The sequence below is a fragment of the Neobacillus vireti genome, from assembly GCF_001026695.1.
GTDB classification, from domain to species: Bacteria; Bacillota; Bacilli; order Bacillales; family Cytobacillaceae; genus Neobacillus; species Neobacillus vireti.
The window spans coordinates 93,450-108,510 of sequence record NZ_LDNB01000014.1 but is presented as its reverse complement, the minus strand read 5'-3'; the positions used below and the strand labels follow the sequence as shown (position 1 = coordinate 108,510).

14 protein-coding genes are annotated in these 15,061 nt (G+C 39.3%); 4 read left to right on the top strand and 10 right to left on the bottom strand.

Annotated elements, in window-relative coordinates:
* Positions 1 to 277: 277 nt before the first annotated feature.
* Both AA980_RS17975 and AA980_RS17970 read right to left on the bottom strand, forming a co-directional pair.
* Positions 278 to 1,693: a purine-cytosine permease family protein gene (locus AA980_RS17975; RefSeq protein ID WP_024028827.1), complete on the bottom strand. Its 1,416-nt coding sequence runs from the start codon at positions 1,691 to 1,693 to the stop codon at positions 278 to 280.
* Positions 1,694 to 1,998: 305 nt separating this feature from the next.
* Entirely contained in the window at positions 1,999 to 2,745 is a 747-nt protein-coding gene (locus AA980_RS17970) for an IclR family transcriptional regulator (protein WP_024028828.1), read from the bottom strand.
* Positions 2,746 to 3,019: 274 nt separating this feature from the next.
* Here AA980_RS17970 and AA980_RS17965 point away from each other — a divergent pair, with 274 nt between their 5' ends.
* The 3 genes from AA980_RS17965 to AA980_RS17955 are packed head-to-tail and all read left to right on the top strand — an operon-like array spanning position 3,020 to position 4,841.
* A complete protein-coding gene (locus AA980_RS17965; RefSeq protein ID WP_034724189.1) occupies positions 3,020 to 3,202 on the top strand; it encodes a tautomerase family protein in 183 nt (60 codons plus the stop codon).
* Between the two features lie 19 nt (positions 3,203 to 3,221).
* Complete coding sequence (locus tag AA980_RS17960; RefSeq protein ID WP_024028830.1) at positions 3,222 to 4,013, top strand: 2-keto-4-pentenoate hydratase; 792 nt, start codon at positions 3,222 to 3,224, stop codon at positions 4,011 to 4,013.
* 42 nt (positions 4,014 to 4,055) lie between these two features.
* Positions 4,056 to 4,841, top strand: a complete 786-nt coding sequence (locus AA980_RS17955) for a 2-keto-4-pentenoate hydratase (RefSeq protein WP_024028831.1) — start codon at positions 4,056 to 4,058, stop codon at positions 4,839 to 4,841.
* A gap of 200 nt (positions 4,842 to 5,041) precedes the next feature.
* Here the strand turns inward: AA980_RS17955 and AA980_RS17950 are convergent, their stop codons facing one another.
* The 3 genes from AA980_RS17950 to AA980_RS17940 form a co-directional block, all read right to left on the bottom strand.
* Positions 5,042 to 5,569, bottom strand: coding sequence for an FAD synthetase family protein (locus AA980_RS17950; protein ID WP_024028832.1), 528 nt, complete (start codon positions 5,567 to 5,569; stop codon positions 5,042 to 5,044).
* Between the two features lie 26 nt (positions 5,570 to 5,595).
* Positions 5,596 to 7,092 carry a 4-hydroxyphenylacetate 3-hydroxylase family protein gene (locus tag AA980_RS17945; RefSeq protein ID WP_024028833.1) on the bottom strand — a complete coding sequence of 499 codons (1,497 nt, stop codon included), beginning with the start codon at positions 7,090 to 7,092 and terminating at the stop codon, positions 5,596 to 5,598.
* Between the two features lie 316 nt (positions 7,093 to 7,408).
* The gene (locus AA980_RS17940) at positions 7,409 to 8,185 is read right to left on the bottom strand and encodes an IclR family transcriptional regulator (RefSeq protein WP_024028834.1); all 777 of its coding nucleotides are present in this window, start codon (positions 8,183 to 8,185) and stop codon (positions 7,409 to 7,411) included.
* A 266-nt stretch (positions 8,186 to 8,451) separates the two neighbouring features.
* On the opposite strand from AA980_RS17940, the gene AA980_RS17935 reads away from it, so the two are divergent.
* Entirely contained in the window at positions 8,452 to 8,964 is a 513-nt protein-coding gene (locus tag AA980_RS17935) for a flavin reductase family protein (RefSeq protein WP_024028835.1), read from the top strand.
* Positions 8,965 to 9,094: 130 nt separating this feature from the next.
* On the opposite strand, the gene dmpG is transcribed toward AA980_RS17935, so the two are convergent.
* The 5 genes from dmpG to AA980_RS17910 form a co-directional block, all read right to left on the bottom strand.
* Entirely contained in the window at positions 9,095 to 10,120 is a 1,026-nt protein-coding gene (dmpG, locus tag AA980_RS17930) for a 4-hydroxy-2-oxovalerate aldolase (RefSeq protein ID WP_024028836.1), read from the bottom strand.
* Between the two features lie 16 nt (positions 10,121 to 10,136).
* Entirely contained in the window at positions 10,137 to 11,027 is an 891-nt protein-coding gene (locus tag AA980_RS17925; RefSeq protein ID WP_024028837.1) for an acetaldehyde dehydrogenase (acetylating), read from the bottom strand.
* 44 nt (positions 11,028 to 11,071) lie between these two features.
* Positions 11,072 to 11,851 (bottom strand): IclR family transcriptional regulator, encoded by a 780-nt coding sequence (locus AA980_RS17920; protein WP_024028838.1) that lies wholly within the window; start codon positions 11,849 to 11,851, stop codon positions 11,072 to 11,074.
* A gap of 281 nt (positions 11,852 to 12,132) precedes the next feature.
* Positions 12,133 to 13,413: a kynureninase gene (kynU, locus tag AA980_RS17915; RefSeq protein WP_024028839.1), complete on the bottom strand. Its 1,281-nt coding sequence runs from the start codon at positions 13,411 to 13,413 to the stop codon at positions 12,133 to 12,135.
* A 34-nt stretch (positions 13,414 to 13,447) separates the two neighbouring features.
* Positions 13,448 to 14,866: an amino acid permease gene (locus AA980_RS17910; protein ID WP_024028840.1), complete on the bottom strand. Its 1,419-nt coding sequence runs from the start codon at positions 14,864 to 14,866 to the stop codon at positions 13,448 to 13,450.
* Positions 14,867 to 15,061 lie beyond the last annotated feature (195 nt).

The following is a 15,061-nucleotide window of genomic DNA, read 5'->3' as shown; positions in this document are numbered from 1 at the left end:
GAATATACCTGCGCGATGGTCTAAACACTCTCTCCCACCGTTTAACAGTTCTAGACTAAATCAATAGATATTCCACCTTCAAATTTTTCATATATTGAAATGAAAAGAAGCTAATAATCTACGTAAAATAGTTTATTAGCCTCTTTTTCTTATTAGATGTATTCTTTTAGTAGCTGTGTGCAGACGGTTCTTCTTCCCTTAGGAAAGAAATACCCTTACGCAGTAGTTGTGACGGCCCTTCCTACTCCTACGAGGTGAAAGAACCATCACTACCTTATTAAGCTTTTATTTCAGCGCCGGTAGGATGGTCGTGTTGACTAGAGGCAAGGTTTGGCTTAAAAATGTATAACCGTAAGATAGGATAAAGGACAATACTTATAACAGTAGAAGTTACAAATGGCATTGGGATGAAGCTCATTGTTAAAGCCGCTATAGAGGCGAGGATTAGTGTAAGTACTCCAGCGACATTCAGTGTATCGCATACATGGACACCAACCTCTCTATGTGTAATTTTCTTTACCCAATAATGATCGATGATAACGATGGTAGCTAAGCAAGTAGTTAATACACCTAACATATTTAACCATTTTGCTACTAAACCCAAAATATTCATTGCAATCATAATTAAAGCAATAATATTACAAAGAACAACGGATAAGGCGCGGTTTCCTTTCCATCCAAAGGCAGAAAAAACATTCGTCATTGCTAAGGAACCACTATACGTATTTAATACTTGTGCTTTCCCATTTGCAAGGAATAAGACAATAAATCCGATGACCCCTGCCATGATAATGAAAAACGATGCCATATCATTTAAAGCAACTGCCGAAGCCGCCTGATGTGTTAAGCCTCTGGTTGCTACATAATGATTGACTACCTTTTCCATCCCAATATAGGCAATGGTACCACCAGCAATAACCATACCAATATTCATTACTAACATTCCAGTAAGATTGGCCAAAAATACATCTTTGCCAGTACGTGCATATCGACAAGAATCTGCCGCTGTTAGTGCTAAAGCTCCGCTAGAACCGATTAAAATATTAAAAGCAGCAACAAAATCCATAATGCCTTGGGATGGTCCAAACTGACGACCAAAGGACATACTTTCTCCTAAACTGATTCCACTGAACCCCATCGTATGAATGATCATGTATAGTAAAACTATCGTAAGAGCTAATAATGTAACTCCCGCTACCCTATATACTAATTTGATGCCAAATAAGGCTAAGGAGATCCATGCTAAAGTAAAAATCCCGTAGATGACAACAGCATTTAACGCGGTTGGCTTCATTTTAAAGAAAAACAGTACTCCATTATAGAGTAAAGCATTTTCCAAAGCTAAAAAGCCAAGAACCATAAAACCAAAAACAATAGAAGATACTACTGAACCTTTCACTCCAAATCCATAGTATCGAGTAATGACTGTACTAGAAAGCCCTTCCTTTCGAGAAATATCACCAAGAAGGAACCCGATAGCTGTTCCAATTAAAATCGTAACAATACCTGCTAGTAATCCTACTTTCATCCCAGCAGAAAAAGTCGCTAATGCACCGAACATCATAATGGCAATGGTGGAACAAACCCCCATTGTGTTATTGGATAATTGCAGCCAAGATTTACGTTCATTGTCAGGAATACTTTCTAAGGCATGGTCATCCATTTTTTGTTTCAAATTAAGACTAAAACCCATTTTTACCCCTCCATTAACATAATCAATAAATTTTGAAAGAGACGGTTAAATTTGTTGATGTTATTATCACTCTCCTCGAAAGTTGATAAAGGTCAACCCTTTGTTCATGATTGTAAATGCAAATCCAGCAGTTCATTGTAAATTCATTAACATAATGATTATTTATTTTTTGAAAATTATATATTTTCAAAAATATAAAGATAAATAAAAAAACCATAACTGCAGCCAACCCAAAGAATGAGTTTACTACAGCCATGGTTTAAATTCGGCAAAAAAGGTAGTTTGCCTCTAACACGACTCTTTACCTAAATTTCAATATACCCCAGCTCTTTTGAAATAGATTGTGCGGTGCTTTTCAAACTGCGGATAATCATATCACCATTGCTGCCCTGCATATAGGACGGGGGACCGACTAAATTAACCGCTGCGATAATTTCTCCTGAATAGGAGAAGATTGGTGCTGCCACTCCATACATGTCATCCGAATTTTCACTATTGCTGATCGAATAGCCTTTTTTACGGATTTCCGCAAGCTCCTTTTTCAATTGGTTAATATCCGTTATCGTATTGGGACCTTCATGTGACAAGCCCCTGTTTATCGTCTCCTGTAAATAAACAGAATTGTAAGCCAACAGGACCTTTCCAGAACTGGTCGCATAAGCCGGCTTCCTAGACCCGATATAGGTTTGAATTGGTGTAGATTCCTCCGAAGACACCCTTAATACAAAAACAACCGTCCCTTTGTCAAACATCGCAATATGGACAGTTCCTTTAAATCTAAGAATCAATTCTTTTACTATCGGCATTGCCTTTTCATACACATCCTGCTGAAACATCACATGATTATTCCATTCAAGGACTCTCCAGCCAAGTCGATATTTTTTCTTTTGATCTTTCATCAATACACCTTCATCACACAATGTCGTGACGATATGGTGTGCCGTACTAACATGTAGCCCTAATTTTTCAGCGATTGCGCCAATCCCTAATACAGGTTCTTCATTAGAAAAACAGCTGATAATTTGGCATGCCTTTTTCACGGACTCAATCATAGTAGATTCGCCCCTTCAAAATAAATCTTAAAATGATAGCATTAATAACAAAATAGTTAGAATTATATTAAATTTATTATAAGAAACTCCCTTTTCATAAGCAAGGGAACGGTTAGGTATAGAAATCAATTAATTTTCAAAATAAACTAAAAATATGTTGACTTTACCTATTGTGTTTAATTTATAATAGAAGTATCAATATTTAAGAACGACATTCGATATTGTCGAACAAGGGGATGTTTTTCTATTCCTGTTCATGATTTGGGGTGAAAAAATGCCAGTTGTTCAAATTACACTCGTGCAAGGCAGGGATAATGAAGTGATTGAAACTTGTATGAAAAATGTAGCCCGAACGGTTTCGGAAAGCTTAAATGCACCCATCGAATCTGTTCGTGTGATAGTAAATGAGGTTCCAGCAAATCGTTTTGCTATCGGCACCAAACTAAAAAGCGAATGATAAAAAGGAGAGAGTTCAAGTGACTGTTCAATCTAGTAAAAAAACGGAAGAATTTGCTCTTCTTCTCCGCAATGCGGAGCAAAAAAGAGAAGGAATTTCCCCCCTGTCAGCTGACAATCCTGATTTAACCATTGATGAAGCTTATCAAATCCAGCTGATCAACATTCAGGATAAGCTGAATCAAGGGCAAGTCATAACAGGGAAAAAAATCGGTCTTACCTCAAAGGCGATGCAGGATTTGCTTGGGGTAAACCAGCCTGATTACGGTCACCTTCTAAATGGCATGGAATATGAAAATAATTCCGTTATTCCAGCAAATATTCTTTGTCAGCCTAAAATCGAGGCGGAAATTGCCTTTAAGCTGAAAAAGGATTTAACAGGCCCTAATATCACGTCCCTTGATGTGCTCTTGGCAACAGAATATATTGTCCCTGCTTTTGAAATTGTCGATAGTCGCGTCCAAGACTGGAAGATTACTATTGAGGACACCGTTGCCGATAATGCCTCTTCCGGCTTATATGTCCTTGGAGAACAAAAATTTGCAGTTTCAGAGGTAGACCTCGCCCAATTAGGTATGGGCTTATATAAAAATGGTAAATTAGTGAATACTGGTGTCGGTGCAGCAGCCCTTGGACATCCTGCCAATTGTGTTGCATGGCTTGCTACAAAATTAGCAGAGTATGATATTCCATTAAAGGCTGAGGAAATCATCCTTTCAGGAGCCCTATCCGCAGCAGTCGCCGTCAACCCTGGAGACCAATTCACAGCCCGATTCGCAGGGTTAGGAGAGGTATCAGTTAGCTTTAGTTAAGACGTGTTCGGATCATGAAAAACTATTAATGAGGTGAAAACGGTGGAAGCAACAAAAATACATTCACTTGCTGAATTTCTTCATCAAGCAGAACTGGATAAAAGAGAAGTAACTAGAATTACCGCAGAAAATCCTGAGCTGACGGTAGAGGATGCATATAAAATCCAAGATGAAATCATCAAAATCAAACTGGAAGCAGGCGATAGCATTTTTGGCCCAAAAATGGGGCTGACAAGTGAAGCAAAAATGACCCAGATGAACGTTACAGAGCCGATCTTCGGTTATGTGTTTAATTATATGAAAGTTCAAAACGGCGGCAGCATCTCTGTCAGCCAATTGATTCATCCGAAAGTAGAGGCGGAGCTGGCCTTTGTATTAAAGAAAGACTTAGAAGGAGAAAATTTATCGGTTGAAGACGTCTTAGATGCAACCGAGTACATTTTCCCTGCCTTAGAAATCATCGACAGCCGGTATGAAAACTTCAAGTTCACTCTTCCCGACGTAATTGCCGACAATACGTCCGCATCTAGAGTGGTTCTCGGGGACAGCTTACGTAAACCTGAGGATTTCCAATCCGATTTAGTCGGTGCAACCATATTCATTAACGGCGAAGCGAAAGCCTTCGGAACCAGCTGCGCTATTTTAGGGCACCCTGCACTGTCTATCTCTATGCTGGCAGCTATGCTCAGCCGGAAAGGAAAATCACTGAAAGCCGGTGAAATTATCCTAGCAGGTTCCCTTACCGAAGCGGTCCGTTTTAACGCTGGCGACTACATTTCCGTCAAATTTGACGGAATGAACGATGTTAGCTTCCATGTGGTAGAATAGATTCTTCTTATAGACGGTATAACTAGTTTAAGCTTTTAAAACTGGTTATACTGTCTTTATTTTATTTGGAGGAATTTTACCCATAGCGCAGGATCTGCTGCGGTTTTGCGCAATAAATTTATGACAGATATAAAAAGCCACAGCCAGCTGAAATTGCTGGCTGTGCTATTTAATACTCGGAGAGGCAGTCCCCTGAACAATTAGGTCCAACCAAGAAGTGGAAGTGCCTGCTCTTGTTTTCCCTGTAAAATAAGTTCTCTAATTCTGGTGGAAGAAATCCTTTCTCCATCCATACTGCGAACAGGAGGAATCGGCGGTACTGCAAAATGCTGTTTTAATAATGTAACATCTCCCGTCCGTTTATGGCCGAAGCGAAAATCATCACCAACAAAAATTCTTAAAGGATTCAATAACGATACCTCTTCGATAAAGTCATCGGCTGTTCGCTGCAAATATTGTTGATCGAAATTGGCAAGAACGATATGATTTACCCCTAAATCTTCCATCAGTTGAATCTTCTTTTTAGGCGTTGTCAATACTTGCGCCCCTTGAAAAAAAGAACGAGGGGATCGATCAAATGTATAAACAACACTCGGCACCCCTTCTAAACGGCTGTTTTTTACCATCTCACGGATCACAGCCTGATGTCCGCGATGCACACCATCGAAGGCACCAATAGCAACAACTGATCCAGGTAATTGAAGACTGTCAGTTTGATGGACTTCCAATGGATTACCTCTCTTCATGGTGTTTTTTACACATTTTGCACCTTGGTCTTATATTCCTCGGACATAAGCAGAGATTCTTCTAATGCCCGTTCCACAAGCGGATAGGATGGATTGTTTTTCTTATGCACATTATAGAACATTCCCATTTTACGGACAGGGTCACCGGAATAATAACGTTCATATTGTAATAACCTTTGACCAAAAGCCTCTCCACATAAATCCCATGCCAATTTGAATAAACGGACTCGTTTTTCCGAAGATACGCCTAATCGACCGACATAATATTTCTCCATGTCCTCCATGATTTCCGGATTGACAAAATCTGCCCCCGATGGTGACATCAACAGGCCTCCTGCACCAATCGTCTGTAATATTTCAATGGCCCTAGGATACATTTTTGGAAGCAATCCCCTGATTGTTTCCAACGGCACAATGTTTGGCAAAGCTTCTCCTTGGTCTGTCAGCGTATATTCATACTCGGCAATTCGCGCCAAAGCCCGAATGGTCTCTACACCCTGAATCAGTTCAGATAATTGATTTTGTACATTCAAGAATCCATCTACACCGATGGCATCTGCTACTGAACAGGCAACATCTGTTACAAAGGAAAGCTTGCACAAACCTCTGACGGCAGACTGATGGGAAGGCTGCAGGTTTGCACCTGTTTTAGGATAAAGTAAATTTCCTGCTTCTGCATTTTGATTAATAAATACTCGTTCCCATGGTACGAGGACATCATGAAATACTAAAATCGCATCCATTTCCTCAAAACGCGATGCTAATGGATGATCCCAAGTAGAACGTTTGCCATCTTGCATTTCTTCACGGCAATAAATACGAAGCCCAGGAGTGTCAAGTGGAAGTGCAAACGAAATTGCATACTTGTCATCGCCCGGCTTAAATCCTGGATAGGAATAAACGATTACTTCATCTGTAATAGGTGCAAGAGTTGCTAACATTTTAGCACCGCGTACAATTAATCCCGCTTCAGTTTCTTTTACTACCCCAAGGTGAGAAAACTCATCATTTTGCTCAAACGAAGCTTTACTGCGGTCATTCTGCGGGTTTACGATAGCATGAGTCAAGAACAAGTCATTATCTCTAATATAGCGGTAATAGTTAATGATATTATCGCCATACTGTTCACCATACTGACGGAAAAACCAATCATTTGTTGCCATGGATGTCACAACAATATTAAGGAAATCCGGTGTTCTGCCCATCAAACCAAAAGTAGATTCAGCCCATATTTCAAATAGCTGCCGGCGTGCTTTAAGATCCTCCCCATTTCTAGGAATAAGATACCCATTATTCACCCGTTCGCCAGTCTCTTCGCAAATATGTGTAATTTTATCTTGGTATTCAGGGTCATGTTGTAAATCAAACAACTTAGCAATCTCTTTAATTGGTTGTTTGAATACTGGATGATTCACCACATCTGTGATTTTTTCACCGCGAAGCCAGACCTCTGGTGTACGAGATCTTAAACCGTTAATATATTGTTCTCCTGTTCTGATCCCCATTCGTTATTCCCTCCAAATTTCATAAAAATTGTCAGCTAAATGTATCCCTGTTTCGAGTATTTGCGTTTTAAGAATTCATTAGACAGTTGGATTAGTTTATGCTGCCAAGGGCAGGCAGTAAGCACATTCATAAGACCTAAAAGTAAATGATAACGTTTACAAATTCGTAATCTTTAAGTCCTTCAATCCTCCAATCTTTACTATTTGTTTATCACTATACTTAAGAAAACAATATACTTCGATCACAGGATTTAAAATAGTGAAATTTTTATGAAAATTTTGGATTTATTTTTAAATAATCTAAACTTAAATAGAATTATCTTTTGGCATATTTCTTATTGGCACTTTTTAACTCAATGTAGCCCAACTCTCGGGAAATGGCTTTAGCCGTATTTACAACACTTTGGATAATGTGTTGACGATGAAGCCCCTTCATATAGTTTATTGGGCCAACTAAATTAACGGAAGCAATTGTTTCCCCAGAATAGGAGAAAATTGGAGCAGCTATGGCATAGGTGCGCGTATCATTTTCATTATCGCTTATGGCGTAACCTTGTTCGCGAACAGACTTCAAATCCTTTTCAAGCAGCTTAACATCGGTAATGGTATTCGGACCTTGTCTCGTTAATCCTTTTTCGACTGTTTTTTGAAGATAAGCGTTATTGTAAGCAAGTAATGCTTTCCCTGCGCTTGTACAATAGGCAGGCATTCTTACCCCGAGATACGTTGGAACAGAATCTAAATCTTTGGAATTAATTCTTAACACATGGACTACATCTCCCTGATCAAACATGGAAATATGCGCTGTCCCCTTAAATCTCACTATTAATTCTTTTACTAATGGCATCGCTTTATCATAAAAATCTTGCTGAAACATTACATTATTATTCCATTCAAGTATTTTCCAGCTAAGCCGATACTTTTTGTCCACATCTCTCATTAAAACCCCCTCTTTGCAAAGGGTTGTAATAAGGTGATGCGTAGTACTTGTACTCAATCCCAGCTTTTCTGCAATCTCTGCATTTCCTAAAACGGGTTCGTCCTGCGTAAAACAATTTAAAATTTGGCATGCTCTACTTACTGAATTAATCAATATTAACTCACTCTCCTAAATTCAAACCTTCTTTAAAATAAATAAAAGGAAATCAACATTTCGGAAAATTCAAAATATGTACATAATTTTAATTATAAAATAGACTATCTCTTATCACAAACATTAAATAGTAAATGCTTACATTTTCCTTATCAAAAGAATTTTACGAAATTTCATAATGTTGGATGTAGAGACTTAGAGTTTTAAATATTCTGTTTATAATAGTAGAAATGCAATCCATTTCAACAGAAAAGGAGAAAGAGTACATGCAAAAAGAAACCAAACAAGACTTATTTAAACAAATTATGGGAAACTATCCGACCGGAGTGACCATCGTTACAACCAAAAAAGAAGATGGAACACCTGTGGGACTAACAGTAAATTCATTTGCTTCTGTTTCGCTTGATCCACTATTGGTTCTATGGTCTATCGATCACAGATCTTCCTTACTTGAGGAATTTAAAGAAAGTGGGAATTTTGCTGTTCATGTATTGGCAGAAGAACAGGTAGAACTTTGTAAAACGTTTGCTACTAAACATCCTGACCGTTTTAGTACATGCGATTGGAAACATTCAAGCAATGGATTACCTATTATCGATGGTGTTCTTGGGGTATTTGAATGCAAAACATTTAAAGCCATTGAAGCGGGCGATCATACCGTATTCATTGGAGAAGTGACAGACCTGCAAATCAATCAAGATCAAGATCCAATGCTGTATCACCGTAGAACTTTCGGGCCAATTCCCAAAGAGTTTTATCGCCCAAAACAGTCTGTGTAGTGGATGTTTATTTAAGAACACCCCCATACATGCATATATAATAGAAGAAAATGAATGATCCCCATTTTTAATAATAGAAAAAAGCCAACTACTTACATATAGGTGGTTGGCTTCTCTTTTCTTCTATTTATTACAGTACCGCTTCGGCCTTTGCTTTAGCAATTTCTGCAGCTACATCAACGATCATATCTTCCTGACCGCCGACTACCTTGCGGTTGCCTAATTCTACTAAAATATCGCGTGAATCAATACCGAATTTAGCTGCAGCCCGTTTCGCATGAAGCGCAAAGCTTGAATAGACACCTGCATATCCTAGAACAAGACCATCCCTAGTAATCTCCTGTGGTGTTTCCAGAATTGGTGCAACAATTTCTTCGGCTACATCCATCATTTTATAAACATCGATTCCTGTTTGAATTCCCATCCGGTCCAGCACAGCAGTAAGTACTTCCGTTTGTGTATTACCTGCTCCGGCACCTAAACAGCGGACACTTCCATCGATGCGTGTTGCCCCTTCTTCTATAGCAACTAATGAATTCGCCATTGCAAGAGACAAGTTATTATGGCCATGGAAGCCAATATTGATTCCTAAACTTTGTTTCAAGGCACGAATCCGCTCGCGGACCTGATTAGGAAGTAATGCTCCTGCCGAATCAACGACATACACCGTATCAGCACCATAGCTTTCCATTAATTTGGCTTGTTCTACAAGCTTTTCAACCGGTGCCATATGGGACATCATCAAAAATCCGACCGTTTCCATTCCTAGTTCTTTTGCTGCTGCAATATGTTGGGGAGCAACATCCGCTTCCGTCACATGAGTGGCAATCCGTGCCATTTTGGCACCCAAGCTTGCCGCTTCTTTTAATTCCTTAACCGTACCAATACCCGGTATTAAAAGAACAGCAATTTTAGCCTTGTCAGCAACCGAAACAGCTGCTTCGATTAATTCCATTTCATTGGTTCTAGAAAGACCATATTGTAAGGAGGAACCCGATAAGCCATCGCCATGTGCAACCTCGATATAAGGAACTCCCGCATCATTTAACCCTTTTGCTACTTTTAGGACTTGTTCAACCGTAAATTGGTGGGCAATCGCATGGCTACCATCACGTAATGCGACTTCTGTGATATAAATATCCCGGGCGTTTGTCATTTGGTAAGACCCCTTTCTATTTAACTAGCTGATAAGCTAATTGATTTTTCGCAAATTCTTCGGCTACCTTAACTCCTGCTGCTGTCATAATATCAAGGTTGCCGGAGTATTTAGGCAAGTAGTCCCCAACCCCTTCGACTTGGATAAAGATGGTCACTTTATTTCCATCGAATATTGGCTCTGTACGCAGTCTGTATCCAGGCACATAGGATTGAACCGTTTTTTCCATTTCTTTAATGGATTGCGTAATTTTTGCTTCATCCATTGTTCCCTCTTCTACAAGGGCATAGACGGTATCCCGCATCAAAATTGGTGGTTCTGCCGGGTTCAAGATGATGATGGCTTTCCCTTTTTTCGCGCCGCCAACTTCTACAATTCCTCTCGAAGTGGTTTCAGTAAATTCATCAATATTCGCACGTGTTCCTGGGCCAGCACTTTTGCTTGAAATCGTCGCGACTATTTCAGCATATTCCACAGGGCTGACACGATTTATCGCGTGAACCATCGGAATGGTTGCCTGACCACCGCAGGTAATCAAGTTAATATTTGCTTCTTCGATATTCGACCCCATATTAACGGATGGAACAACAAATGGCCCACGGGCTGCCGGCGTCATATCGATGGCTTTAATTCCAGCCTCTTTTAACATTTTGGCATGGCGGACATGAGCTTTTGCTGAGGTAGCATCAAACACGATATCCGCTAAGTCAGAATGGTTTTCCAGAAATCCTTGCAGACCTGTATCAATTGCTAAATACCCTAATTCTCTTGCACGTCGTAAACCATCCGACTCTGAATCAATCCCAATTACAGCGGTAAGCTCTAAAACATCAGAGCGTCCAAGCTTAATCATGAGATCGGTTCCAATATTTCCTGAACCTAAAATAGCAACTTTTACTTTTGACAAAATATTCTCCTCCTTTGTATGAATCAATTTTTTTGTATCCAAGCCTACACATGTGCTGGTTTGGTTTTGTAACCCATGGTCTGTGAAATACTTGCAGCTGCTAGTTGAATTTGCTTACTGACTTCAGAAAGTCTCAGGTTATCCATTCTTACCTTAGGAGCTGCACAGCTAATCGCCGCTATCACCTGACCATGATGATCAAATATTGGTGCGGCTACACACTTAAGTCCTAATTCAATTTCTTCATCATCGATGGAATAGCCTTGTTCTCGAATAAGAAGTAAATGTTTTTTCAACTCTTCTTTATTGGTCATTGTGTACTCTGTATACGATTCCAAATCTGAATTTGAGAGAAGCCTTTCCATTTCTTCTTCCTCTTGAAAAGCTAGAATCGCCTTTCCTACCCCGGTACAATGAATCGGAGCACGCTTTCCAACTTGAGAGTAAATTCTTAATGCCCGTGGACCGTCTAACTTTTCAATGTAAATGACTTCTCCGCGTTCAAAGACAACCAGGTGAACGGTTTCCTTTAATTCATCTACAAGTTCTTTAATAACAGGACGGGCAATTTTTCCAAGATCAAATTGATGACTAACCCTGTTTCCAAGCTCAAATAGCTTCAGGCCAAGCCTGTATTTCAAATCATCCTTGTTTTGCTGCAAGTATCCTCGATATTCAAGGGTCTTGATAAGACCGTGAACGGTACTCTTAGACAATCCAAGTTTAACGCTTATGTCCTTTACACTTAGTTCCTGATCAAAGTCCAGAAACAATTCGAGGATGTCTGCTGCTCGTTCTATAGATTGGATTAGGCGTTCAGCCATTTTTCTCCTCCTCCATTCGACATTACCGAATATCATTCGTAAATATTTAAGTATGATTTAATAGTATAGTATGAAGCAAGCATTCGTCAATAAAATTCTGAATTTTCATCCCTATTGCAAGAGTATCTCCATAATCTGATGGAAAGTTAATCCTAGTGGCCATTCGATGACAAATACAAACGTAAACCTTCAGTTCAGGCAATAAAGAGAGAAAAGGCACATCAAAACGATGTCCCTTTTCCATGATGATCCCACTATTTAATTTAGTTTCGGTTTTTGATTTATACAACCAAAGTTCGAGTATTGCTATAATTCTCGTATTCTTTATTAATAGCGATTTCTTCAAGTATTTCTACGAGACGATATACGTTTTCGTATGAAACATAAAGTGCAACAGGCGCAAGTCTTATTACATTCGGTTCACGATAATCGGGGATCACACCGTGTTTTTTCAATGCTTTGCAAATTCTGTAGGCCTCTTCGTGTACAAGACATACGTGACCCCCGCGTTTATGATCTTCACGAGGATTGCCAATGGAATAACCATACTTAACCAGACGTTCATCGACAAGATTCATTAAATATGCGGTAATGTCCAATGATTTCGCCCGAATTTTCTCCATGCCGACTTCATGGTAGATCTTCAAAACACCTTCTAGCGGCGCCATTGAAAATAACGGCTGCGTTCCTGTCTGCCATCCATGAGCATTTAATTCATGATCAAAATCATTTAGCAGCTTGAATTGTGTTTCTTTATTATTTCCATGCCACCCCGCCAAGCCTGGCTCCATTCCAAAATGCTTTTTATTGATATAGAAACTAGCAATGGCACCCGGCCCGGCGGACATATATTTATAATTGCACCAAACTGCAAAATCGGGATTGATCTTTTTGAAATCATGTGGAATAGCCCCAATAGAATGACACAAATCCCAGCCAATTATTATGCCTCTTTTATGTGCTTCCGCGGTAATCCGTTCCATATCAAGCAGCTGCGCACTTCTGTACAAGACGGACGGAAGCAGTATTAACGCCACGTCATCTGTCATTCCTTCAATAATGGCATCCTCGGAAATTAGATTTCCATCGGGACTTGGAATGACCTTAACTGCATCTCTTGGATCATACCCTTTTAATCTTACTTGACTGTCGACAGCATATCGGTCAGTTGGAAAATTAAGATCATCCACTAAAATTTTGTAACGTTCCGGTGTAGGCTTATAAAAGGTACTAATTCCTTGGTGGATATTAATGGTCGTATTAGTCATAACCGTTACCTCGTCTGCCTCGGCATTGATCAATTGTGCAAGCTTTTCACCTAAAACTTTTTGATAGAGAAAATATTTACTGTCCTCGACATCCCAAATACCGATTCCGTGTTTTTCCCAAAGATCAATCACATGGAACAATGCCTCTTTTGCATCCTTCGAACATAGACCTAATGAATTTCCATCCATATAGATCACATTCTCTTGAATACTAAACCGCTCCCGTATATCGCTTAAGACATCTTCACGGTCCTTCCGCTTAGCAAACTCCAAGCTGTTCTCAAACCTTACCATTTTATGTCACCCTTTATATTAGTTTAATAAATTTTTATAAGCCGGCGCCTTTGTTGCTTATACTTTCATCGTGACTTTTTGACTTCGTTTTCTTCCAAATAAAATAGGCGACTGATATGAAAATTAACCACGGAAAGCCAATTAGTAAGGTATCCTTAAACATAGGAGAAAACCAAGTAGATAACACGACAGACGCTAACAAAATTGCACCCAAAATGGTTAAGTAAGGATAACCAATCATTCGTACAGGAAGCTTCCGGCCACCCTGTTGATCCCACTTTTTACGGAAATAGAAATGTGTCACAAAAATCATGAACCAAGCAAACATCGCACCAAAACTTGAAATTGAGATCATTTGTACAAATGCTGTATCAGGGGAAATAACTGAATAAACCGCCGCTATTGCAATCCCGATTGCTGAAGTAGATAAAGCAATAACAGGAACTTTATTTTTGCTTAACTGGCCTAACTTCTTAGGGGCATATCCCGCGCGCGATAACGAAAACATCATTCGAGTAGAAATATATAATTGACTATTCATAGCTGAAAGAGCAGCAATAAGGATAACAAAATTCATGATTCCTGCTGCTCCTGGAATATGAAGAATCTCCATCACTTTTACAAATGGACTTTTGTCTGAACCTGCGGAACTCCACGGTACAATCATGATCATAAGGAAAAGCGTTAATAGGTAAAATAAGATAAGACGAATAACCGCAGAGCGAAGTGCAATTGGCACTGCTTTTTCAGGGTCTTCCGCTTCCCCGGCACTAACGGCAATCATTTCAATACTTAAATAACTAAAGAGTGAAACAAAGATTGCAATCCACATTCCCCAAAACCCATTTGGGAAAAAACCACCATGTATAGTTAGATTTTGTGTTCCGATATTCGTGTGATTTCCTCCAACAATGACATAGGCCGCTAAGATAATAAAACCAACAATGGCGATAACTTTAATAAGGGAGAACCAATATTCAACAGCACCAAACATTTTTACACTGGTAGCGTTTACAAAAAGAAGCGTCGCAGAAAATAGTAAGATCCATACAATCCCCGGAACGGTCGGAAACCAATATTTCATGTAAATGGCAACTGCTGTGATTTCTGTACCAACTGCACAAACAAGACTAAACCAATATGAATAACGAACAGTAAACCCTGCCCAAGGATTTAAATAGCGTTCGGCGTAAGCACCAAATGATCCTGAAGTCGGATGAGCAACTGTCATTTCAGAAAGGCACCCCATCAGCAGCAAAGCGATTAATGCGCCAATCGCATAGCTTACTATTACGCTTGGACCCGCACTGCCAATTGCTAGACCGCTACCTAAAAATAATCCAGTTCCTATCGCACCGCCAATGGCAATCATCGTAAGCTGGGAGGTTTTTAAACTCTTATTTAATCCTTTCTCCCTTTCAATAATATCTTGGAAATTATCATTCTTTTTCATTTTCCTCACCTCGGATAATAGAAGTCAATCTATGGAAAGATAAAAGTAATTCCTTTTTTCAATTAATCCTCCTCTCCTTTTTTCGGATAAAAATTTGCAGCCTTTTAAAGTGTCGAACTTCATTTCAGAATATACTGTATATTCTTATAGTTCTGATTATAATATATACCCGACATCATGTCCATAATATTTCAG

What these genes read in the sequence shown, in the direction of transcription:
- kynU (WP_024028839.1), bottom strand. Translation starts at nt 13,413, where the DNA reads ATGGTAAGGTTTGAGAACAGCTTGGAGTTTGCTAAGCGGAAGGACCGT.
- AA980_RS17975 (WP_024028827.1), bottom strand. Translation starts at nt 1,693, where the DNA reads ATGGGTTTTAGTCTTAATTTGAAACAAAAAATGGATGACCATGCCTTA.
- AA980_RS17920 (WP_024028838.1), bottom strand. Translation starts at nt 11,851, where the DNA reads ATGGCTGAACGCCTAATCCAATCTATAGAACGAGCAGCAGACATCCTC.
- AA980_RS17910 (WP_024028840.1), bottom strand. Translation starts at nt 14,866, where the DNA reads ATGAAAAAGAATGATAATTTCCAAGATATTATTGAAAGGGAGAAAGGA.
- AA980_RS17965 (WP_034724189.1), top strand. Translation starts at nt 3,020, where the DNA reads ATGCCAGTTGTTCAAATTACACTCGTGCAAGGCAGGGATAATGAAGTG.
- dmpG (WP_024028836.1), bottom strand. Translation starts at nt 10,120, where the DNA reads ATGACAAACGCCCGGGATATTTATATCACAGAAGTCGCATTACGTGAT.
- AA980_RS17935 (WP_024028835.1), top strand. Translation starts at nt 8,452, where the DNA reads ATGCAAAAAGAAACCAAACAAGACTTATTTAAACAAATTATGGGAAAC.
- AA980_RS17945 (WP_024028833.1), bottom strand. Translation starts at nt 7,092, where the DNA reads ATGGGGATCAGAACAGGAGAACAATATATTAACGGTTTAAGATCTCGT.
- AA980_RS17970 (WP_024028828.1), bottom strand. Translation starts at nt 2,745, where the DNA reads ATGATTGAGTCCGTGAAAAAGGCATGCCAAATTATCAGCTGTTTTTCT.